The 21383-nt window shown below is 67.2% G+C and carries 19 protein-coding genes; 5 read left to right on the top strand and 14 right to left on the bottom strand.

The genetic code is table 11. From position 1 onward, the window contains the following. Positions 1-61: 61 nt before the first annotated feature. From ACT9TC_RS07890 to ACT9TC_RS07870, 5 genes are read right to left on the bottom strand one after another with little or no spacing between them, the layout of a single operon-like run. Entirely contained in the window at positions 62-808 is a 747-nt protein-coding gene (locus tag ACT9TC_RS07890; protein ID WP_458042813.1) for a DUF3800 domain-containing protein, read from the bottom strand. After that, positions 801-1982: a restriction endonuclease subunit S gene (locus tag ACT9TC_RS07885; protein WP_458042812.1), complete on the bottom strand. Its 1182-nt coding sequence runs from the start codon at positions 1980-1982 to the stop codon at positions 801-803. Before ACT9TC_RS07885 ends, ACT9TC_RS07890 begins: the two co-directional genes overlap by 8 nt. Next, the gene (gene rhuM / locus ACT9TC_RS07880) at positions 1979-2749 is read right to left on the bottom strand and encodes a RhuM family protein (protein ID WP_458042811.1); all 771 of its coding nucleotides are present in this window, start codon (positions 2747-2749) and stop codon (positions 1979-1981) included. The genes ACT9TC_RS07885 and rhuM overlap by 4 nt, the downstream gene beginning before the upstream one ends. Next, positions 2742-4268, bottom strand: a complete 1527-nt coding sequence (locus ACT9TC_RS07875; protein WP_458042810.1) for a type I restriction-modification system subunit M — start codon at positions 4266-4268, stop codon at positions 2742-2744. Before ACT9TC_RS07875 ends, rhuM begins: the two co-directional genes overlap by 8 nt. After that, positions 4265-4858 (bottom strand): hypothetical protein, encoded by a 594-nt coding sequence (locus ACT9TC_RS07870; RefSeq protein WP_458042809.1) that lies wholly within the window; start codon positions 4856-4858, stop codon positions 4265-4267. The genes ACT9TC_RS07875 and ACT9TC_RS07870 overlap by 4 nt, the downstream gene beginning before the upstream one ends. 208 nt (positions 4859-5066) lie before the next feature. Between ACT9TC_RS07870 and ACT9TC_RS07865 the strand changes: the two genes are divergently transcribed. Together ACT9TC_RS07865 and ACT9TC_RS07860 are read left to right on the top strand one after the other, a co-directional pair. Further along, positions 5067-7268, top strand: a complete 2202-nt coding sequence (locus ACT9TC_RS07865) for an ATP-dependent Clp protease ATP-binding subunit (protein ID WP_458042808.1) — start codon at positions 5067-5069, stop codon at positions 7266-7268. Positions 7269-7297: 29 nt separating this feature from the next. Continuing rightward, entirely contained in the window at positions 7298-8140 is an 843-nt protein-coding gene (locus tag ACT9TC_RS07860; RefSeq protein WP_458042807.1) for a UbiA family prenyltransferase, read from the top strand. On the opposite strand, the gene ACT9TC_RS07855 is transcribed toward ACT9TC_RS07860, so the two are convergent. From ACT9TC_RS07855 to ACT9TC_RS07845, 3 genes are read right to left on the bottom strand one after another with little or no spacing between them, the layout of a single operon-like run. After that, positions 8129-9328 (bottom strand): FAD-dependent oxidoreductase, encoded by a 1200-nt coding sequence (locus ACT9TC_RS07855; protein ID WP_458042806.1) that lies wholly within the window; start codon positions 9326-9328, stop codon positions 8129-8131. The two genes, ACT9TC_RS07860 and ACT9TC_RS07855, sit on opposite strands and share 12 nt — an antisense overlap. Next, a complete protein-coding gene (locus ACT9TC_RS07850; protein WP_458042805.1) occupies positions 9325-10050 on the bottom strand; it encodes a methyltransferase domain-containing protein in 726 nt (241 codons plus the stop codon). The genes ACT9TC_RS07855 and ACT9TC_RS07850 overlap by 4 nt, the downstream gene beginning before the upstream one ends. Further along, positions 10047-11240, bottom strand: coding sequence for a type III polyketide synthase (locus ACT9TC_RS07845; RefSeq protein WP_458042804.1), 1194 nt, complete (start codon positions 11238-11240; stop codon positions 10047-10049). The genes ACT9TC_RS07850 and ACT9TC_RS07845 overlap by 4 nt, the downstream gene beginning before the upstream one ends. Positions 11241-11388: 148 nt before the next feature. Between ACT9TC_RS07845 and ACT9TC_RS07840 the strand changes: the two genes are divergently transcribed. Further along, on the top strand, positions 11389-11769 hold the full coding sequence (locus ACT9TC_RS07840; protein ID WP_458042803.1) for a VOC family protein: 381 nt from the start codon (positions 11389-11391) through the stop codon (positions 11767-11769). A 16-nt stretch (positions 11770-11785) separates the two neighbouring features. On the opposite strand, the gene ACT9TC_RS07835 is transcribed toward ACT9TC_RS07840, so the two are convergent. Then, on the bottom strand, positions 11786-13153 hold the full coding sequence (locus ACT9TC_RS07835) for a glucose-6-phosphate dehydrogenase (protein ID WP_458042802.1): 1368 nt from the start codon (positions 13151-13153) through the stop codon (positions 11786-11788). Between the two features lie 88 nt (positions 13154-13241). Between ACT9TC_RS07835 and ACT9TC_RS07830 the strand changes: the two genes are divergently transcribed. Then, on the top strand, positions 13242-15098 hold the full coding sequence (locus ACT9TC_RS07830; protein ID WP_458042801.1) for a glycoside hydrolase family 15 protein: 1857 nt from the start codon (positions 13242-13244) through the stop codon (positions 15096-15098). 47 nt (positions 15099-15145) lie between these two features. Beyond that, positions 15146-16321 carry a GAF domain-containing sensor histidine kinase gene (locus tag ACT9TC_RS07825; protein ID WP_458042800.1) on the top strand — a complete coding sequence of 392 codons (1176 nt, stop codon included), beginning with the start codon at positions 15146-15148 and terminating at the stop codon, positions 16319-16321. Between the two features lie 86 nt (positions 16322-16407). Here ACT9TC_RS07825 and ACT9TC_RS07820 read toward each other — a convergent pair whose 3' ends face one another. From ACT9TC_RS07820 to ACT9TC_RS07800, 5 genes are all read right to left on the bottom strand, one after another. After that, positions 16408-17520 (bottom strand): ABC transporter permease, encoded by a 1113-nt coding sequence (locus tag ACT9TC_RS07820; RefSeq protein WP_458042799.1) that lies wholly within the window; start codon positions 17518-17520, stop codon positions 16408-16410. Then, positions 17517-18401 carry an ABC transporter ATP-binding protein gene (locus tag ACT9TC_RS07815; RefSeq protein ID WP_458042798.1) on the bottom strand — a complete coding sequence of 295 codons (885 nt, stop codon included), beginning with the start codon at positions 18399-18401 and terminating at the stop codon, positions 17517-17519. Before ACT9TC_RS07815 ends, ACT9TC_RS07820 begins: the two co-directional genes overlap by 4 nt. A 104-nt stretch (positions 18402-18505) precedes the next feature. Next, the gene (locus tag ACT9TC_RS07810) at positions 18506-19138 is read right to left on the bottom strand and encodes a response regulator (protein ID WP_458042895.1); all 633 of its coding nucleotides are present in this window, start codon (positions 19136-19138) and stop codon (positions 18506-18508) included. A gap of 59 nt (positions 19139-19197) precedes the next feature. Further along, positions 19198-20475 carry a sensor histidine kinase gene (locus ACT9TC_RS07805; protein ID WP_458042797.1) on the bottom strand — a complete coding sequence of 426 codons (1278 nt, stop codon included), beginning with the start codon at positions 20473-20475 and terminating at the stop codon, positions 19198-19200. A 62-nt stretch (positions 20476-20537) separates the two neighbouring features. Beyond that, a complete protein-coding gene (locus ACT9TC_RS07800; protein ID WP_458042796.1) occupies positions 20538-21383 on the bottom strand; it encodes an exodeoxyribonuclease III in 846 nt (281 codons plus the stop codon).

Here is a 21383-nt window from a genome sequence, read left to right as displayed (position 1 = left end):
GCATCTCCCGATCGGCGACAAGGACCTGGGAATGCCCGGGTCCTTTCGTTTTCCTGCCGGATCATGGGAACACCTTCCCGTAGCGGAGCTTCGGGTCGATCAGGTCGTAGGCGCGATTCGGCTGGTCTGGCCGCAGTGCACGCAGGGCGATGGGTCGAGCGACGAGATCGGCGAGTTGCAGCCCGCTTGAGTTGGCGGCCTTCGGGACGATCAGACACTCGAAATCGATCAGACCGAAATCCATTCGCCGATACCCCCAGCCGGAACGGTTGGCGCTGATGCGCCGGAACTCGAGTTTTAGATCGCGGTCTTCATTGCGTCCGCGGCTCTCGAAGACGATCTGAACGCGTCGTCCGCGCTGAAACCGGTTGATGAGCAGCTCGAGCAGCCGTTCCATGCAGAAAAGCAGCGCGATTTCGTACGGGCTCATCGGTGCCGGGTAGCGGTCGACCAATCGCCGTTTGTCGATTGTGGACGCGATCACGTCGAATGCGGCGCCTTCTATCGCGCTGTTGAGTCGTTCGAAAAAGCGAGCGCGAAGCGCGGGGTCGCTACGCAGGATGCTGAACGCGCCCGTCTGCTTGCAGATGTCGGCCTCGTGAAGAACCACAGCGTCATGGCCCCAGAAATCAAACTTCAGTCGTTCGAGGGTGGGCACCACGCCATCGATGTAGTTCTCCTTTTTGAAGACGCAGAAAGCGAGCGTGAACATCGGAAAGTCCGCGTTGATCGGCGTCAGGCTGTGGTCGCCGCTCTCGTCGACGTAGACGATGTAGTCCGAGAATGCCGCTTCGGTCGCACTAGTCATCGGGTGCCTCCGCAGTGACGCGGATCTCGCCGGAGAGGAGTTTTTGCGCGAGTCCGCGCTTCTGCTCGCGGAGGAGCGCGACCTTACGGTCGAGGAGCGCGACCTCGTCGCGCATCGCGTCGAGAGCGCCGGCGATGCGCCGCTGCTCGTCGATCCCTGGCAGATGGATGCGGATCGCGGCCAAATCGTCGTAGTAGGTGCGGGTCCTCACGCTCCCGGACGCTCCAGCGCCGACGTCATGTCGCCAGCGCTGCGTCTCGAGAACGTGATCGAGGTACTCGGGCAACAGGTCGGCGTCGCAGGCGAAGAGCACGTAGTCGGGGCTGACGATCACGTCTCGATCGAGGCGTGACATCGCGATCGAGCCCACGTCGATACGCATCGGGTTATAGGCGAAGGAGCGAGGGGGAAGAATCTGGTATCGCGAAAGGTCGAGAGCGATCGTCTGTGCTCGCATGGGCACGATGCCGTTCTTGTTCGAGACTCCCATGACATCGGAGCGTTCGAAACGATCGGTGGCGTTGCGCGCGGTCAACTCATGGGTCGCGTCGCCGAGGCGGTGGGAGTCGGATCGAACGCCCGCTAGGACGTTGACGGTCACGGCGTACCTTGACTGTGCAGAAACGATCAGTCTTTCGACCGCGGCGATCGCGCTATCCCATGCGCGGAGAATATCGGCGATTCTTCGCTGCTCAGGGAGCGAGGGGAATCTCAGAGGGAGGGACAGGAAGACCTCGCGATTGAGGTTCTTCATCGTCGATTGTGTGCCGCTAGCACTCAACCGAATGCGTTGCCGCATATGGTCTGACTGGAGAGCGTACGCAAGCCAGTGTGAGCTGACATCAAGCGCGGGGGTGAGCTCCCAAATCAGGTCGGAAAGATAGAGCGAGGGATGGTCACTATCGATGTGAACAGCGGCGCCCACCATCTCCGCAGAGTTCTTGCGCCCCAACAGGACTGTGTTCCGCCTGACGGGCACTCGAAGCAGCTCCGGCTTGTCCGTGACTGCCTTATGTTCTTGCGCTCTGAACCTGCTGCCGAGGACAGCACCCGTCTTGAGTACGCCCAGTTCACCTTCTCTCGCGGGACGATCGTTGCCCGACGCGCTAAAACCCGCTCTAATGCGTGTGACTGCGTCCGCGACGGTTCCATCGGTCCATCCCTCGTTGCTCACTCGGCATCCCTCCCGAGCTTCTCGATCGTGGCGAAGTCTGCGACATCCGCTTCGACAGACTCGATATTGCGACGCTGGGCGTCGAACTCGTCGTAGCGAGTCTCGGCCAGACGCTTTGCGACCGCAGCCTGCATTCCACCGGCGTTCGTGAGCAGGTCTCGGCCGTTGAACTGGAGGAACGCGTCGAGCTTGTCGGCCCACTCCGCCATCGTCACGACCTGGCGGCGGCGGGCCTGGTCCTCAGCGAAGTCGAGGTACATCGTCACCACACGGTTGAGTTCTGAGAGTTCGTTCTCGTTCAGGTAGTTCTTGCCGACGCTCACATCGCGCTCGAGCCACTCGTCGAAGTAGTCCCACTGCGGCGCGTCTTTGAGCTTCGCGTCATCCATCGCGAACCCCTTGACGAGGTACTCGGCGAGCACAGTCGTCGCCCACCGCCTAAATTGCGTGCCCCGCGGCGATCGCACGCGGTAACCGATGGCAAGGATCATGTCGAGGTTGTAGTGCCGCACCGAGCGGGTCACTTCGCGCGCACCCTCGGTTCGAACTTGTAAGTAATCGTTACAAGTTGCGGCCTCGGTCAATTCACCGTCGCCGTAGATGGTTTGGACGTGTTGCGTGATCGCCTGTGGAGTCACCTGGAACAGTCCCGCGATGTCGCGCTGCGACAGCCACGCCGTGCCGTCGATCGCACGCAGTTGGACGTTCGCCAAGCCGTCCTCTGTCGTGTAGAGGACGATCTCGCCCGCGGGCTCGGACTCAGCCATCGATGCCCAGCTCCTTCAGGTAGCCGGCCATGCGTACGCGCACCTCGACAAGCTCGGCCTCAACCTGCTCGATCTCGCGTTGCACGGCGGCGATGTCGACCTCGGCCTCCGGTTCGAAGGTGTCGACGTAGCGAGGGATGTTGAGGTTGAAGTCGTTCTCTGCGATCTCTTCTATACGCGCCCGGCGCGAGTAGCGCTCGATTTCGGCACGGTCGCGGAACGTCTCGACGATCTTGTCGATGTGAAGCGGCTCGAGCAGGCTCTGCGATTTGGCCGGGGTGAACTCGCGGCTCGCGTCGATGAAGAGTACATCCTCGCGGTCGGCGTTCGCCCCACCTGCCTCACGTGATCGGTCGAAGATGAGGATGGCGACCGGAATGCCTGTCGTCGTGAACAGGTTCGACGGGAGCCCGATGACGGCATCCAGCAGATTCTCTTCGATGAGCGCCTTGCGGATGCGGCCCTCAGCCGCTCCGCGAAAGAGCACGCCGTGGGGGACGATGACGGCGACCCGGCCGGTCTGCCGCTTCGCCACCTCGATCATGTGAGTGATGAATGCGTAGTCGCCCTTGCTCTTCGGGGGGACACCGCGCCAGTACCGCTTGTAGGGGTCGGCAGAAGCGTCGTCGGCACCCCACTTGTCAAGAGAGAAGGGCGGGTTTGCGACCACGATGTCGAACTGACGGAGATGGGCACCCTCGAGCAGCTTCGGGTCGGTGAGCGTGTTGCCCCACTCGATCGTCGCCGAGTCGTTCGCGTGCATGAACATGTTCATGCGGGCCAGGGCGGAGGTCGCGCCGTTGACCTCTTGGCCGTAGAGCGCGTAGTTCTTCGAACCGACTTCGCGTGCGGCCTCGACGAGAAGGGACCCCGATCCACAGGCCGGGTCGAAGATCGTGTCGCCGGGCCGCGGAGCGGCGAGCTTGGCGAGCAATGTCGACACCGAGCGTGGTGTGTAAAACTCGCCCGCCTTCTTGCCCGCATCCGAAGCGAAGCGCGAGATCAGATAGATGTACGTCTCGCCGATGATGTCGTCGCTGACCCGCGAGGGGCGCAGATCGAGGGCGGGCTTGTGGAAGTCTTCGAGCAGGTGCACGAGGCGGCGGTTGCGCTCTTTCGTCTCGCCGAGATTTGACTCGGAGTTGAAGTCGATGTTCCGGAAGACGCCATCGAGTTTGACCTTGTTCTTCTCCTCGATGTCGTCGAGTGCGATATTGATGAGCTCGCCGATGTTGGCGGCCTTCCGCTGCTCGTACAGCGCATAGAAGCTGCTGCTCTCGGGCAGGATGAAGCGCTCGCGCTGAAGGAGACGTTCGATCTTCTCGTCGCGACGGGGATCGCCCGCGAACTGTGCGTCGAAGCGCTCACGATCTTCGATCCAGATATCGGAGATGTACTTCAGAAACAGCATCACGAGCACGTAGTCCTTGTACTGCGTCGCATCCACGACGCCTCGGAAGGTGTCGCAGGCGGCCCACGCGGCATTGTTGACCTGCTGCTGGGTGACGGTCGGGCTCATCGGGCGCTCCTGCTGGTAGGTATCTGGGCGGGCTGTCGGGTAGCGGCATCGAGACCGGTCGAGACGAGGGAGTGTTTCAGATCGGCCAAGCGTTGCGCGAGCCGGCGCTCCCGGTCGGCGATCATTGCGGCAGCGGCGATCGCGCGCTGCGTCGCCAGCGGTGGAGCAACGATCGGTAGCCGTTCGAGCACGCCTCGAGAGATCATCTTGACCCCTGTCCCCACGGCCTCGGAGGCCAGGTAGTTCTGAGCGTCGGGACGACCGATGTACCACGCCACGTACGCCGCATCGATGTCGGTGACAGGCGTCAGGATGAACAGGGGCGCGATAGCAACGAGCGGTTCTCGGTAGTCGCCCGGTGCCCAGGCGCTCCAAAAGGGTCCCCGCGATCGGAAGACGAGCTCCTCGGAAGAGATCCGGTGTGACGATCGATTGGGGGCGGCAATGCGGATCGCTTTTGTCGCGACGAACTCACCTGCGGCCGTCAGATCACCCTGCTGCACCGCCAGAGTTCCGCCCTGGCGGACGTCGCTGAGCCTTTCGCGCAGGGTGAGCCCTGAGCGAATGCTGCAGATGTCGCGTAATTCCATGACATCAGAGTAGCTGTGGATGCGTACTGAGAACAATCGCAAGCGTCACCAGTAATTCGAATACTGCAATACTGCCTTCCAGTATGACAAAAAGGGGTGCGCACCGCCTGCGAGCCGCCACGCCGCCAGTCCATTGCTCAACGACTAGCGGGGTGCTAAAGTTGAGTCAATAAGGCTCAACTTTAGAGTCGCAGATTTCAGGAGACACATGAACGCCACGCAACAGCCCGGACAGGAGGAGCAACAAAGCCCCCTCGAACAGTTCGGCATCAACCTCACCGACCGTGCCCGCCAGGGCAAGCTCGACCCTGTCATCGGCCGTGACGCCGAGATCCGGCGCGTCAGCCAGGTGCTCACGCGCCGCACCAAGAACAACCCCGTCCTCATCGGCGAGCCCGGCGTCGGAAAGACCGCCGTCGTCGAAGGTCTCGCCCAGCGCATCGTCGCGGGCGACGTCGCCGACTCGCTCCGCGACAAAGAACTCGTGAGCCTCGACATCTCGGCCCTCGTCGCCGGCGCGATGTATCGCGGTCAGTTCGAGGAGCGCCTGAAGAGCGTCCTGAAAGAGATCACCGAGTCGGATGGCCGGATCATCACGTTCATCGACGAGCTGCACGTGCTCATGGGTGCGGGCGGCGGCGAGGGCTCGGTTGCGGCATCCAACATGCTCAAGCCCATGCTGGCGCGCGGTGAGCTGCGCATGATCGGCGCGACGACGCTCAACGAATACCGCGAGTTCATCGAGAAGGATGCCGCGCTCGAACGGCGCTTCCAGCAGGTATACGTCGGCGAGCCCACGGTCGAAGACACGATCGCGATCCTGCGCGGCCTCAAGGAGCGTTACGAGGCGCACCACAAGGTTGCCATCGCGGACGCCGCGCTCGTCGCCGCCGCGAGCCTGTCGAATCGGTACATTCCGAGTCGTCAGTTGCCCGACAAGGCGATCGACCTGATCGACGAGGCCGCCTCACGCCTGCGCATGGAGATCGACTCGGCGCCGCTCGAGATCGACGAGCTGCGCCGGCACGTCGATCGACTGAAGCTCGAAGAGATGGCCCTGAAGAAGGAGAAGGACGAGGCATCCAAAGAGCGTCTCGGCAAGCTCCGCACCGACCTGGCATCGCAGGAGGAGCGCCTCGGCGAGCTACAGGGGCGGTGGGAGCGCGAGCGCGCCTCGCTCAACCGAGTGGGTGACCTCAAGACGCGGCTCGACGCCGCGCGGGTCGAGGCCGAGCGGGCTCAGCGCGAGGGCAACCTCGAACGCGCATCCCGCCTGCTCTACGCCGACATTCCGGCGCTCGAGCGCCAGTTGATGGAGGCAGAGCGCGCCGAGTCGACCGAGGAGCGCATGGTGGGGGATCAGGTGACCGACGAGGACATCGCATCGGTCATCGCGGCGTGGACCGGGATCCCCGTCGGTCGCCTGCTTCAGGGAGAGACCGAGAAGCTGCTGCACCTCGAGTCCGAGCTCGGCAAGCGCCTGATCGGGCAGAAGGACGCGGTCAAAGCCGTCTCGGATGCCGTGCGCCGCTCGCGCGCGGGCATCAGCGACCCCGCCCGGCCCACCGGATCCTTCCTCTTCCTCGGTCCTACCGGCGTCGGTAAGACCGAGCTGGCGAAAGCGCTCGCCGCGTTCCTCTTCGACGACGAGCACGCCATGGTGCGTATCGACATGTCGGAGTACGGCGAGAAGCACTCGGTCTCGCGGCTGGTCGGGGCCCCTCCGGGGTACATCGGCTACGAGCAGGGCGGCCAGCTGACCGAGGCGGTGCGTCGCCGCCCCTATTCCGTTGTGCTGCTCGACGAGGTCGAGAAGGCGCATCCCGAGGTCTTCGACGTCTTGCTGCAGGTGATGGATGACGGACGCCTGACGGATGGCCAGGGTCGCACGGTCGACTTCAAGAACGTCATCTTGATCCTGACGTCGAACCTCGGTTCGCCGATCCTGATCGACCCGACGCTGTCGATCGAGCAGAAGCGCGACGCGGTGCAGGGACTCGTGCGCCAGGCGTTCAAACCGGAGTTCATCAACCGTCTCGATGACATCGTGATCTTCCAGGCGCTCACGCAAGACGACCTGGCGCAGATCGTCGAACTCTCGGTCGATGCCCTGCAGCGCCGTCTGCACGAGCGCCGGCTGACCCTGGCGGTCACACCCGATGCCCGGGCCTGGCTGGCCGAGCGTGGGTACGACCCCGCTTTCGGGGCGCGGCCGCTGCGCCGCCTCATCCAGTCCGAGATCCAGGACCGCCTCGCCATGGCGATTCTCGCGGGCGGGGTCCGCGACGGCGACACGGTGCGGGTGGATGTCGCGGCCGACGGTTCGTCACTCGCGCTGACGAGCGCCGGCCCGACAACGCCCGCCGCGTCCGACGATGACATCGTCGAGGCCGAGCTGCTCGAGGACTGATCGGTCGGGCGCCGGATAGGGTTTCGGGCATGCGCGCCGTCTTCGCCCTCTGGCGCTCGACCCATCCCGGTCCGACGCTCGTCGTCACCGCCCTCTCGCTCGGCTTGGGCATTGCGGCGGGCCTGGATGCCTGGCGGGTCGCCGTACTCGTGAGCTCGGTCTTCTTCGGGCAGCTCTCGATCGGGCTCTCGAACGATGTGATCGACAGTGACCGTGATCGTCGAGTCGGGCGCACCGACAAGCCCATTGCGCGCGGCGATGTTTCGCTCCGCACGGCCTGGCTCGCGGCGATCACCACCGTTGTCGTCGCGCTCGCGCTTTCGGCAGTTCTCGGACTCGGGATGTTGGGGGCACACGCCGTGTTCCTGGCCTCTGCCTGGGCCTACAACGCGGGGCTGAAGTCCACCGCGATCTCGATCGTGCCGTTCCTCGTGAGCTTCGGCCTCCTGCCTTCGCTCGCGACTCTCGCGTCATCCGAGCCCGAGATCGCCGCGTGGTGGGCGAGCCTTGCGGGGGCGGTCCTCGGTGCGGCCGTACATCTGACGAACGTGCTGCCCGACCTGGACGATGATCGAGCCACCGGGGTCCGCGGCTTCCCGCACCGGATCGGGGCACGCTGGTCAGCGGTGCTCGCAGCGGGAGGAATCGTCGCCGGAGCCGTTGCCGTCGTCTGGGGATCCGTGAACGGAGACATCGGCCGTGTCGGCGTGCTGACCTGGGTGTCCGCGGCCCTCGTCGTGGCCGCGGCGGTCGCAACCGTCGTCCTCGCCGTCAATCGGGCACCGGGTCGCGTGCTGTTCCGGCTGGTGATGTCGGCGGCACTCATCCTGGCCCTGCAGCTCGTCCTCTCGGGCGGTGGATTAACCGGGTGAAGGCTGGTGGCGCGACCCCGAGGTCCGCGCCACGGGATCGAAGCCCATAGCGTACGCCCGCGCCAGGATGCCTCCGGATATCCCGCCGAGGGCCACGCGAACCGCTGCCCCGCGCGCGCGATCGGGAACACGCGTCAATGCACGCCCCAACACCGTGTTGGCTGCCGCGATGCGACCCGAGAGCACAGCGGCCGCCAGGCGACGTTGTTCCCACCGCGCGAGCTCGGGCTCGGGTGCGGCGCCCTCTCGGACCCACTGGGCGAGCAGGGGCGCGAGCGTCGCGGCGTCGACCAGTCCGAGATTCATGCCCTGGCCGCCGATGGGGCTCACCTCGTGCGCCGCGTCGCCGATCGCGAAGACCCGGCCCGCGCGCATCGCCGGGACGAGAGCTCGGCGTACCCCGAAGGCTGTGGCCCACGTGATCGCCTCCGCGCCACCGGCGTAGCCCATCCGTCGAGTGACGATCGAGCGCAGGCGGTCGGCCGCGGCATCCCCCGCCTCCACCCCGCCCGATTCAACCCACGCGACGTACCGGCGCATCCCGTCGGGTAACGGAAAAGACTCGAGCACCCCGTCGGCCTCGAGCCGGACGACCGCGGAGTCGCCGTCATTGCTCGTGTCCGGAGCATCCGTCATCAGATAGCGGTCGGGATAGTTTCGTGTGCGGACCGCTGCCGTCAGCGGACTGACCGCACGGCCTCGGGACCCCGTTGCGATCACGACGATCGGTGCCCGCTCGACCACCGCGGCGCCGTGGTCGTCGCGGAGTTCCAGCTCGACCCCGGACCCGCCGTCGGAAGCAACACGCGTTGCCGTCAACCCGCGGCGCACGTCGGGTGCACCCCAGAACGCTGCCGTCGCGGCGAGCGCGGCCTCGGTCGCGTGCTGGGGGAGGGTGGCGACATACGGATGCTTCGAGCGCAGCCGATCGAAGTGGACGCTCCCGAGCCGGCGACCCTGTGCCGTCGCAATGCCGGTCCGGACTCGTCGGGCGTCGGCGAGCAGCCGCTCGGTCGCCCCCGAGTCCTCGAGGGCACTGAGCGCAGCGGCGTGCAGTCCGACCGCTCGCGTCCCCGCCGAGGGGTTCTCGCGACCATCGATCACCGAGACGTCGACCCCGAGGCGGGCCAGTTCGGCCGCGACCATCACGCCCACCGGGCCGGCGCCGACCACGATCACATCGCTCATGTCGTGAGGTCCCGCACGGCGAGCAGACGGAACGGGGCAGGGCGCTCGACGCGCCATCCGTCCGGCACCAGCTCGGTCAGCTCGGCGCGGGTCCAGCTGCGCCGGATCGAGCGCAGGCCGTCGGTGCGCAAAAAGCTCCCCGGCGCGAGCGGCGTGATGCCGACGGCGTAGGCCGCGTACGCGAGGCGCGAGCGGGCGATGTCTGAGTGCACGGCCAGCCGTGTGGCGAGGCGCCCCGAGTCCTCCAGCACCGTTCGCAACTGACCCGGAGTGAGGTGATGCATGACGTGACTCGAAAGCACGACATCGAAACGCTCGCCAGAATCGGCCAGGCCCGTGCTGTCGATCAGTCGGTACGCGACGCCCCGCAGCGGACCTGCGGCGCGGGCGACGGCCAGGCTTCGATCGTCGGGGTCGATCCCCACGCCGCTCACATCGAACCCGTCCGCTCGCGCACGCAAAACGAGCTCGCGCAGCACATCGCCCCCGCCGCATCCGATGTCGAGAAGCCGCACGGGCCCCGGCGTCGCGGCAAGGGCGGGGCGCACTCTCGTGCGGTAGACGGTGCCCCAGGCGGCGACCAGTCGGTTCACGAGGGTGAATCGCTCCAGAGTTCTGCGCAGCCGCACGGGGTCGCAGTCCGGATCGTCCATGAGCTCGCGCAGGTCCTCCGCGCGCGTGGCGAGGGTCGTCCGGTCGCGCCGCGCCGTCTGGGCCGTCATCCCGCGGCGACCGGCTCGGGTTTCCGGTCGAGCTCGACCGGACCATCAGCACCGCTCGCGTCCACCCGTGCAGCCGCGTCTATCACGGGTGCCGAGGGCACGCGTGCGGTGAGCAGCGCCGACTCGACGGTGAGCCCGGGCCCGAAGGCCACGCCGATTGCGCGCGAGCCATCGGCCAGAGCAGGGTCCTCGAGCATCCACGCCATGATGAACAGCACCGTCGCGGACGACATATTGCCGAAGCGGCGCAAGACATCGCGCGAGAGTTCCAGGGCGTCCGCGGGCAGGTCCAGCGCAGCCTCGAATCGGTCCAGGATGCTTCGGCCGCCCGGGTGCACGAGCCACAGGTCGACCTGCCCCGCGCGGTTGAGGACGGGAGCCAGCGCGTCGCGCACCTCACGTCCGACGATGCGCGGAACCTCCGCAGTGAGCGTCATCTCGAAGCCATGGTCGCCGATGATCCACCGCATGTCGTCCTCCCCCTCGCTCGTCAGCGCGGTGGCGAAACCGTCGAGCTCGAGGCTCGGGGCGACGGGCGAAGGCTCTGCTGACACCACCGCCGCGGCCGCGCCGTCGGCGAAGACCGCGGACGCGACGATCTGCTCGGGATCGAACGATGCGCGCAGGTGGATGCTGCAGATTTCACCGCACACGACCAGGACCATGGCGTTCGGGTCGGCGGCGCATATGCGTGCCGCCTGGCGGAGCGCCGGGAACGCCGCGGCGCAGCCGACGAACCCCAGGTGATCACGCTCGACGGTGGTGCGCAGCCCGAGGTCCCGCACGAGCCGATAGTCGGGACCCGGGGCATAGAAGCCGGTGCACGACGCGGTCACGACGTGCGTGATGGCGGATGCCTCGACATCCGCCCGCGACAGAGCATCCCGCGCCGCCCGCTCGAAGAGTGGCGGGGCCTCGTGGCGATAGACGTCATTGCGCGTTCCCGTCAGCGGCGACAGCACCTGCCGGGTGTCCGCGTCGAGGAATGCGGAGGGTTCGGCGGTGTGCGCCGCGAGCTCGGCAAGCACCGTGTGCCGGGTGTCGATGGCCGACTGATCGAACGCCGCGCCGATCAGTCGTGCCGTCAGTTTCTCGACGCCGGGCTGGGCGAGGAAGAGGTCGCGCACCGCAGATTGCGTCAGAACTGGGGTCGGAACGGCCGTGCCGATGCCGAGGATGTGGGCGGGCATGTCTCAGAGTAACCAGCCCCGGGATGCCGAGGGCCCGGGGGCGACACCTGAGTCCGGTGATGCGAGCGGGTCTGGACAGCGGAGGTGATCGGGAGGAGCCTGGATGCTGATGCGCACCGACGGGTGCGCGCGGGTATGAGGAGGACACATGTTCACGGGTGAGCACGCCTTCAGCGGGTTTTCGGTGGACGACATCGACGCGGCGCGGCACTTCTACGGTGAGCAGCTCGGGTTGACGGTGGAGGACGATCCGATGGGATTCCTCCGCCTACGGCTTTCCTCGGGTCCTCCCATCTTGATCTATAGCAAGCAGGTTCATCAGCCCGCGAGCTTCACGATCCTGAACTTTCCCGTCGATGACGTCGAGGCCGCGGTGGATGACCTGAACGCCCGTGGCGTGGTCACCAAGATCTATACGGACCCCGACTACGGCACGAACGACAGTGGCATTTCGCGGGGGATGGGCCCTGATATCGCCTGGTTCCGCGACCCGGCGGGCAACGTCCTGTCGGTGCTCAAGGTCGACTGAGCCCGGGCGGGCCGTCTCAGTCCAGGCTCGCCCACCCGGTCGGTCCGCTCGACCCGGCGGCGTATTCGTCGAGCGGCACGGTGCCCGCACGCCAGGCGTCGATCGCGGGCTGCACGATGTGCCAGCACTGTTCCGCGGCGTCGGCCCGCACCGAGAGCGTGGCGTCGCCGTCGAGGATGCCCGACAGCACCTCGCCGTAGGCCTTCAGTGCCCCGTCGCCCAGGTCGGCCGTGAGTACCGTTTTCTCGAGCCGGAACGGGTCATCCGCACCGTTGACGTTGAGCTCGAGCGACATCCGGTCGGGACCGAGCGTGAATCGCAGCACCGAACCGTCGGCATCGCCCGTGAAGCCCGCGGGCAGGTGCCGGACCGGGCGGAATCGCACGATGATCTCGGCGTCGCGCGCGGCAAGCGCTTTGCCCGAACGGAGCGTGAACGGCACGCCCTGCCAGCGGGCGTTGCGTACCTCGCAGGTCAGCTCCGCCAGGGTCTCGGTATGGCGGGCGGGATCGACGCCATCCTCATCGACGTACGACGGTACCGGCCGGCCCGCGATCGTTCCCGCCGTGTAGATGGCGCGGCGGGACGCGTGCACGGGATCGTCGTCCCACAGTGCGGTGGCCCGCAGGGCCGCGGATGTCGCGTCCCGCAGGTCGACCTCGTCGAGGGTCGCGGGCGGCTCCATCGCGACAAAGGCGAGCACCTGCAACAGGTGGCTTTGGATCATGTCCGTCAGCGCACCGGCATGGTCGTAGTAGCCGGCGCGGCCCTCGAGCGCGAGGGATTCGTCGTATCGGATGACGACGGATTCGACGTTCTCGGCAGACCACACCGGCTCGAGCACCCGGTTCGCGAAACGAACGCCCAGCAGATTCAGCACCGTCGACCGCCCGAGGAAGTGGTCGACGCGGAAGACCTGCTGCTCGGGGACGAGACCTTGCAGGGTGGCGTTGAGGGTCCGTGCGCTTTCTTCATCGACGCCGAACGGCTTTTCGAGGGCGAGGATGGTTCCCTCCGGTAGCTCGACGTCGGCGAGGGCCTCGCACGCTCGGGCGGCGACCGCCGGGGGTACCGCGAAGTAGAGCGCGAGCCGGCCGGGTGTCGAGGTGACGAGTGCGCGCAGGTCGTCGGGGTTCGTGATGTCCGCTCGCGTGTAGCTCGTGGAGGCGATGACCTCGTTCGCGACCTGTGCGCCGCCGGCAGCGAACGAGGCCCGCACGACATCACGCCAGTGGTCGTCGCTCCAGTCGTCCATCCCGGCACCACGCAGGTGCACGAGCCGCCAACTTTCACGGGTGAGTAGCTCGCCGAGTGCCGGCAGCAGCAGGCGCGAGGTCAGGTCGCCCGAGGCGCCCAGGATCAGAAGCGTGGTCGGGGCCGTCATGCGCCCACCCTATCCGCGAAGGCCGAGACGGAGCCCGACAGGCTCCGGCGGCGGGCTTCTCCCAGGCCCGGCTGACATCATCGGGAAGATGACTTCCCCTATCGCGGACTACGCCATGCTCAGCGACACCCGCACGGCTGCCCTCGTGTCGCGCGAGGGCAGTGTCGATTGGCTCTGTCTTCCCCGCTACGATTCGGCATCCGTCTTCGGTGCGCTTCTCGGTGATAGGCGGCACGGATGCTGGAGTCTGCGACCGACGGATGAATCCGCGATCTCCACCCGGCGCTATGAGCACGACACCTTCGTGCTCGTGACGCGCTGGGAGGGTGCGAGCGGTGTGGCGGAAGTCTGGGACTTCATGCCCCACGGCGGGGACACGATGCCCACCGGAGGCGCCGGGGTGGCCCTCGTCCGTCGCGTCGTCGGGGTCAGCGGGATGATGGATTTCACGCAGCACCTCACGCTGCGCTTCGACTACGCGCGGGCCGTTCCGTGGGTGCGTCAGGTCGGCACCGACGAAGCGCCCGCTCTGCTCGCCGTCGCCGGGCCGGACGCGGTCATCGTGCGTGGGCCCCGCTTGGCGCCGACCGATCACGCGCACGCCGGAAAGCTGACGGTGGAGGCGGGGGAGCACGAGGACCTCACGCTCTCCTGGTTCCAGTCGTATGAGGAGGCGCCCCCGGTGGTCGACGTCGATCGGGCGCTCGCCGCGACGATCGAGTGGTGGCAGGACTGGGCGGCGCGGATCGACCACGACGGCCCGCACCATGACGCCGTGGTGCGCTCGTTGCTGGTGTTGCGTGCCCTGTCCCACCACGACACCGGGGGGATCGTGGCGGCCGCGACGACCTCGTTGCCCGAAGAGTTCGGCGGAACCCGCAACTGGGACTATCGCTACGTTTGGCTGCGCGATGCGGCACTCACGCTCGAGGCGCTGATCAGTCACGGATTCCTCGGCGTCGCCGATCGCTGGCGAGCATGGCTCATCCGAGCTATCGCCGGCGATCCCGCCGAGCTGCAGATCATGTACGGACTCGGCGGCGAACGGGACCTGTTCGAGCGCGAGCTCGACAGCCTCCCGGGCTATGACGGCGTGGGGCCTGTCCGCGTCGGCAACGGTGCCGCGAACCAGTTCCAGGGCGATGTGATCGGCGAGGTCATGGTTGCGCTCGATGAGGCCCGCAGGGCGGGATTGCCCGAGTCCGAGGCGTCCTGGCCCATGCAGCGCGCATTGTTGACGTATGTCGAGGCGAACATGGACCGGCTCGACAACGGCATCTGGGAGATTCGCGCCGAGCCGCGGATGTTCACCCACTCGCGCGTGATGATCTGGGCGGCGCTCGATCGCGGTATCCGCGCAGTGCGCGAGGAGGGGCTGGAGGGACCCGCGGAGCATTGGGAGCAACTACGCGACCGCATGCGTGACGAGATCGACGCGAGCGGCGTCGACCCCGACGGCGGGTTCTTTGTGCAGTTCTACGGCACACGCGAGGTGGATGCCTCGCTGCTCATCCTTCCGCAGGTCGGATACTGCGCACCGGATGACCCCCGGATGCTCGCGACCGTCGCCGAGATGGAGCGGACGCTCATGCCCGACGGGTTGCTGCTGCGGTACCGCACGGAAAGTGGTGTCGACGGGCTGGCGGGCGACGAGCATCCGTTCCTGGCCTGTTCGTTCTGGCTCGTCCAGCAGTACGCCGCGTCGGGACGGGGTGAGGATGCCGCGCGCTTGATGGACCGGCTCTGCGGACTTGCGAACGACGTCGGTCTGCTCGCGGAGGAGTACGACGTCGGTGGACGCCGCCACGCGGGCAACACCCCTCAGGCGCTGTCGCATCTCGCGCTGGTCGGTGCCGCCGACGCGCTCGCCGGTCACTATGGGCGAGCGGCGGCGTCCGCGCTGAAGCATCCTTCTTCCGTCACGTCACCCATCGTTCGCCCCTGAACACGCGTATCCTGATCGCTCCCGTTCGTTCCGCAAGGAGAGCGCGCATGGCTTCACCGCAAGAGCTGACACGTCGGGCCGCGATCGCCGGCTACGAGCTGATCGGGCAGCCCGCGGCGCTGGATCTCGATGGCATCGCCCAGGTCGCGGCGACCGTGTGTGGGGTGCCTCGGGCGGTCGTGAACATCATCGACGAGCGGTACCAGCACTCGGTGGCGGGCGTCGGTGTCGACCCGATGGTGTGCTCTCGCGACGACTCGATGTGCGCCGTCGTCTTCGAGAATCCCGGGCATGTGGTGGTGCCCGATGCGCGCGAAGATCCCCGTTTTTCCGCCAACCCGTTCGTCACCGGGCTGGTGGCGAACGTGCGTTTCTACGCGTCCAGTCCGCTCGTCACTCCCTCGGGGGTGCCGATCGGGACGCTGTGCGTCTTTGACGATGAGGTGGGCGATCTTTCGCCCGAGGCGAGCCACGCACTCGAGTTGCTCGCACACCAGGTCGTCGAGGTGCTCGAGCTGCGGCGTGCCGCCCGCATCCTGCTGCGCACGAACGCCGAACTCGCCCACTTCGCGGGACAGGTGAGCCACGATCTGCGGAACCCGCTGAACGCCGTCTCGGGTTTCATCGAGATCGCCGCCGACGACCCCGAGCTCGCCCACGCGCCCCACGCGGTCCGCGCGCTCGAACGCGCGGAGTCGGCGGTCTCGCGGATGGACTCGATGATCGTTGATCTGCTCGATTACGCCCGGACCGGCGGCGCGATCGCGAGTCGCTCCGATATCGATCTGGAGAGAATCGTCCGCGCCGTCGCGGATGATCTGGATGCTTCGCTGCGGGAGACGCGGGCCCGGATCGTCTACGACGCGCCGGTGCGCGTCACGGGCGACCCGACTCTGCTGCGGGCGTTGTTGCAGAACCTCATCGCGAACGCGGTGAAGTTCGCCGCGGCCGAGGGCGAGGAGCCGTTCGTCGAGGTGCGCGCTTTGCGGGTGTCCGGGGGCTGGCGCGTGACCGTGGACGACAACGGCCCGGGAGTCCCCGTCGAGGACCGCGAGCGCGTGTTCGTCGCCATGGAGCGCGGCAATCACTCGACGCCCGGTATCGGACTGGGCCTCGCAACGTGCCGGCGCATCGTCGAGGCGCACGGTGGCCTGATCGGCATCGAGGATTCGGACCTGGGTGGTGCCAGTTTCTGGTTCGTGCTGCCCGACGGGCCCGCGTAACTCCGCGCCCCGGAGGGCGACAGTTCGCGGCATCCGCTCCACCGATCGATGGCGCGGATGCCGCGAAGAGGAGCCGAAGCTCGTGGTCAGCCCCGCAGCGCCTCGACGAGTTTGACCCGACCGCCCATGCGCAGCAACGAGTTCTCGTAGATCTTCGCGGCGACGAAGATGGCCGCGATGCAGGTTGCCATCAGGATCGCGAGCGACAGCAGCGGCTCCCACCACTGTGCGTCGCCGAGGAACAGCCGCAGCGGCATTCCCACGGGGGCCGAGAACGGCACGTACGACATGATGCCGACCACGAGCGGGTTGTCGTTGAAGAAGATCACCAGGAAGTACGGCGCCATGATCAGCATGGTGAGGGGCGTCGTCGTCGAACCGATGTCTTCCTGACGCGAGACCATCGCGGCCGCGGCGGCGAACAGCGACGCGAGCAGGATGAAGCCGAAGAAGAAGAACACCGCGAACCACGCGATGGGACCGCCGAGACCCTGCAGAAGCGCCGTCTGGCCTGTTACGGATAGGCCGACGACCGCGATGGCGGCGAGTCCCAGAATCTGGGCCATCGCGAGGATCGTGTTGCCGATCACTTTGCCGGCGAGCAGCGCGCGAGTGGGAACGGCCGAGATCAGGATTTCTACCACGCGGGTCTGCTTCTCTTCGACGACGCTCTGCGCGATCGTGCCGCCGAACAGCGAGGCCGCGAGCAGGAAGACGGCCCCGAACCCGATGGCGACCAGGTAGCGGAGCGCGCCGCCGGTCTCGTCCCGGTCGAGCAGTTCGACGGTGGGGGTCTGAGCAAGCAGCAACAGCAGTGTGGTGGGCGCGGACGACTCCGCGATCAGTGTGATGCCGACGGGCGACGAGGAGTCGCCGACGATCGCCGCGTCCACCTCTCCGTCGCGAACGAGGATCTCGGCTGCCGCGCGATCGCCGGCCTCGGTGATGTCGAGACCGTCGATGCCCTGCACCTGTGACGACGCGTCCGGGGTGACCGCGACAGGGATGCCCGAGCTGTCGCTCGCGGTGAACCCTCCCCACACCACGCCGGCGAGGGCGAGCGCGAACAGGATCGCCGTCGAGATCAAGAAGGCCTTCGAGCGGAGCTTCGACCCGATCTCGCGCTCGGCGACCAGGTAGACGCTCTGCGCCGTCGACGGCGCCGGAAGGCTGGCGGGGGATGTCGTGGAGGTGCTCACTGGATGACCTCCTTGAAGATCTGGGCGAGAGTCGGATGCTGGGGCGCGAAGCTCGTCACATCACCGCGGTCGACGGCGCGGCGCAGAACGGCCTGCGCAGTCTCTTCGGTGTCGGTGTCGAACAGGGCATAGCCCCCGTCGAACTCGAGCACGGTGACTCCGGGAACCTCGCGTACCCAGCCGGCGTCGGCCGCGGAGACGAGCTCGAAGCGCTGGGCGGAGTGCTGGGCGCGGAGGCTATCGCGGCTTCCCGCGGCGCGGATCGTGCCGTTGGCGATGATGACGAGGTCGTCGCAGAGGCGCTCGACGACGTCGAGCTGATGGGACGAGAACAACACCGCGGTGCCCTCGGCTGCACGCGCCTGCAGGACGCCCGCGACGACGTCGACGGCGAGGGGGTCGAGACCCGAGAAGGGTTCATCGAGGATCAGGACCTCGGGGTCGTGCACCAGCGCCGCGGCGATCTGAGCGCGCTGCTGGTTGCCGAGAGAGAGGGTCTCGACGTTGTCGCCGAGGCGCTCGCCGAGTCCGAGCTGCTTGAGCAGGCTCTGAGCCCGCGTGGTCGCCTCGGCCTTCGAATAGCCATGCAGGCGGGCCAGGTAGACGATGTGCTCGAGCACCTTCATCTTCGGGTACAGGCCGCGCTCCTCGGGCATGTAGCCGAACCGGCGTCGGTCGGACGATGACACAGCGGCGCCATCGATGGCGACCTGTCCGGCGTCCTTACCGAGGACGCCCAGGACGATGCGCATGGTCGTCGTCTTGCCTGCGCCGTTGCCGCCGACGAATCCCGTCAGGCGACCCGGTAGGACATCGAACGAGACATCGTCGAGCACTCGACGTCCCCCGTAGCTCTTCGTGATACCGGTCAATCGCAGCATCCGTCGTCCTTTCCGTAAGTGTGATTCCACGCTACGGAGGGCGCGGCGGCGGGACATCCCCCTGGTGGGGGGTCTTCGTCCTCCGGCGCGCGGGGGAGGAGGGATCAGGCGAAGCCGTTGCGGTGGGCCCAGACGACCGCAGCGACACGGTCGCGGGCACCGAGCTTCTGCAGAACGTTCGACACGTGGGTCTTGACCGTCGCCTCGCCGATCACGAGTCGTGCGGCGATCTCGGCGTTGCTGAGGGCCTGGGCCAGCAGGCGGAGGACGTCGACCTCGCGCTCGGTGAAGGGCGGCGCGCCACCACCGGGCGCGGCCGACTGAACGGCAGCGGGCTGGGCGTGTTCCGATTCGCCCGCGAACCGGGCGATGACCCGCCGCGTGACTTCGGGCGCGAGCAGGGCGTCACCGGATGCCACGACGCGCACCGCCGCGACGAGGTCTTCGGGTCCCGCGTTCTTCAGCAGAAATCCGCTCGCTCCGGCGGCGAGAGCTTGGAAGAGGTAGTCGTCGCGATCGAACGTGGTGACGATCAGGACGGCCGCCGCGCTGTCGGGATCCGCCACGATCCGTCGCGTCGCCTCGAGCCCGTCGAGTACGGGCATCTGGACATCCATGCAGATGACGTCGGGACGTAGTGAGCTCGCTTGCTCGACCGCTGCCGCGCCATTCTCGGCCTCGCCGACGACGGTGATGCCTCCCGCCGCCTCGAGGATCATCCGAAACCCCGTCCGCATGACGGCATGGTCGTCGGCGAGGAGGACGCGGATGGGTCGCTCCGCCGTTCCTTCGGCGTTCACAAGAGCTCCGCGGCGGGTTGGCGGGGTACTCGCACACGAACGAGGTATCCGCCGCGCGAGCGCGGTCCGGCGTCGATCGTTCCGCCCGAGGCGCTCGCGCGCTCGCGCATGCCGACGAGTCCCAGGCCTCCGCCGGTCGGCACGCCGGTGCGGCCGGTGTTCGTGACTTCGATCTCGACCGCGTCGGGGCTGTAGCGCAGGCGCACATCTGCGCGGGCGTCGGGTCCACCGTGTCGACGGGCGTTCGTCAGGGCCTCTTGCACGATGCGGTACAGGTTCACCTGGACGACGTCCGGAACGCTCCAGGGTTCGCCGAGCTCGGTCAGTGTCGTCGGCAGACCCGCGCCGACGGCGTGCTCGACGAGTCCTGGCAACCCCGTGAGTCTGACGGTGGACGCGGCATCGTCGGCCCCCTCGATGGTGGGCTCATCGGGCGTGCGCAAGGTGCCCAGCAGGTGGCGGAGTTCGTCGAGCGCGTCCCGAGCGGATGTCTCGATGCCCGACAGCGCTCGCCGCGTCGCGGCCGGATCGGTGTCGAGCACCGCACGAGCGGCGCCCGCCTGCACTCCCATCGCTGAGACATGGTGGGCAACGACGTCGTGCAGCTCGCGGGCGATGCGGAGTCGGTCGAGAGCAACCGCCTGCCGAGCGGTCACCTCGCGCTCGCGCGCGAGCTGCGCGGTTCGTTCTTCGAGCTCTGATCGTTCGCGGGCCGCCGCGTAGGCGCGGTTGCCGAAGTAGTAGGCGCCACCGAAGTAGAGGGCGTTGATGAAGAACTGGATCAGCATGAACGCGACGTACGGCGAGAAGACGCCCACGCGCGAGAATCCCTCTTCGGTCGGGGCGGTCGCATCCTGGAACGTCGTCACCAGCAGCCACACAAACATGCCCGCGATGATCACGCCGCGCACGATCGCCGCGCGGCGACGGTCGTCTACCCAGGCGCCCACGGTGTAGATCGCGATAAACATCGCGATGTTCCCGACGTAGATCTCGGGAACCCGCAGGCTGACGGCCACGAAGTAGGCGGCGCACACCACAACGGCCACGGTTGCCGGAAAGCGGCGGCGCAGGGCGAGGGGAGCCGTGACGATCGCGGCGTAGACGAGACCCCATGCGAGGGAGGCTTGCTCGTCGCCGTACAACCCCGCGACCGACGTGAGGGCGGCGCTCAAGACCCCACCCACGAGCAGTACCGCGGCCAGCAGAGTGTCGCTGCGGAGGTACGCGGTCGTGGGCGATCGACGACCGGGCATCGTCAGGTTGTCGCTCATTCCTCCACGCTACGACGACGAGCGCGCCGGGACATCCGTCGGACGGGGGAGAAGGCGACGCGTCAGCCGAAGATCATCGGCACGTCGTCGTCGTCCGCCGTGCCGAGAAGCTCGAGGTCGGCCACGACCGGAACGTGGTCGCTGGGAATTTCGCCCTTGCGCTCGTTACGATGAATGGCTGCGCCACGGACTGCGTCGGACACGGCATGCGAGCCGAGGATGAAGTCGATGCGCAGACCCTCGTTGCGGGGGAATCGCAGCTGCTTGTAGTCCCAGTAGGTGAAGCCGGTCGGCACGAGCGGACGCACGACATCCGCCAGGCCCGCCTCTTCCAGCGCTCGGAAGGCGGCGCGCTCGGGCTCCGAGATGTGCGTCGACACGCCCGGCACGAGCGACGGGTCGCCGTTGTCGGCATCCGTCGGCACGATGTTGAAGTCGCCCACCAGGGCGAGTGCCGAGTCGGGGTCGCGCTGCAGGGTGGTGCGCACGTGGTCGGTCAGCGCACCCAGCCAGTCGAGCTTGTAGACGTAGTGCGGGTCATCGAGCGCGCGGCCGTTGGGAACGTAGAGGCTCCAGACGCGCACCCCGTCGATCGTCGCGCCGATCGCCCGCGCTTCGAGCGGCGCATCCGGCCCCTCGTGTCCCTTGGCGAATCCCGGCATGCCCGGAAAGGAATGTTCGATGTCGGACAGGGGCAGACGGCTCGCAATGGCGACACCGTTCCACTGGTTGAGGCCGTGGGCCTCGACCGTGTAGCCCGCCTCTTCGAACTGCGCGTACGGGAACTGATCGGGGCGGCATTTGATCTCTTGCATCGCCAACACGTCGATGTCTTCGCGGACCGCGAAGGCGACCGTGCGCTCGACGCGTGCACGGATGGAGTTGACGTTCCAGGTGGCGAGCCGCAT

Source organism: Microbacterium sp. HM-570, from assembly GCF_054165885.1.
Note: the sequence above shows the minus strand (reverse complement) of the source record. Positions and strands in the feature narration are given on the sequence as shown.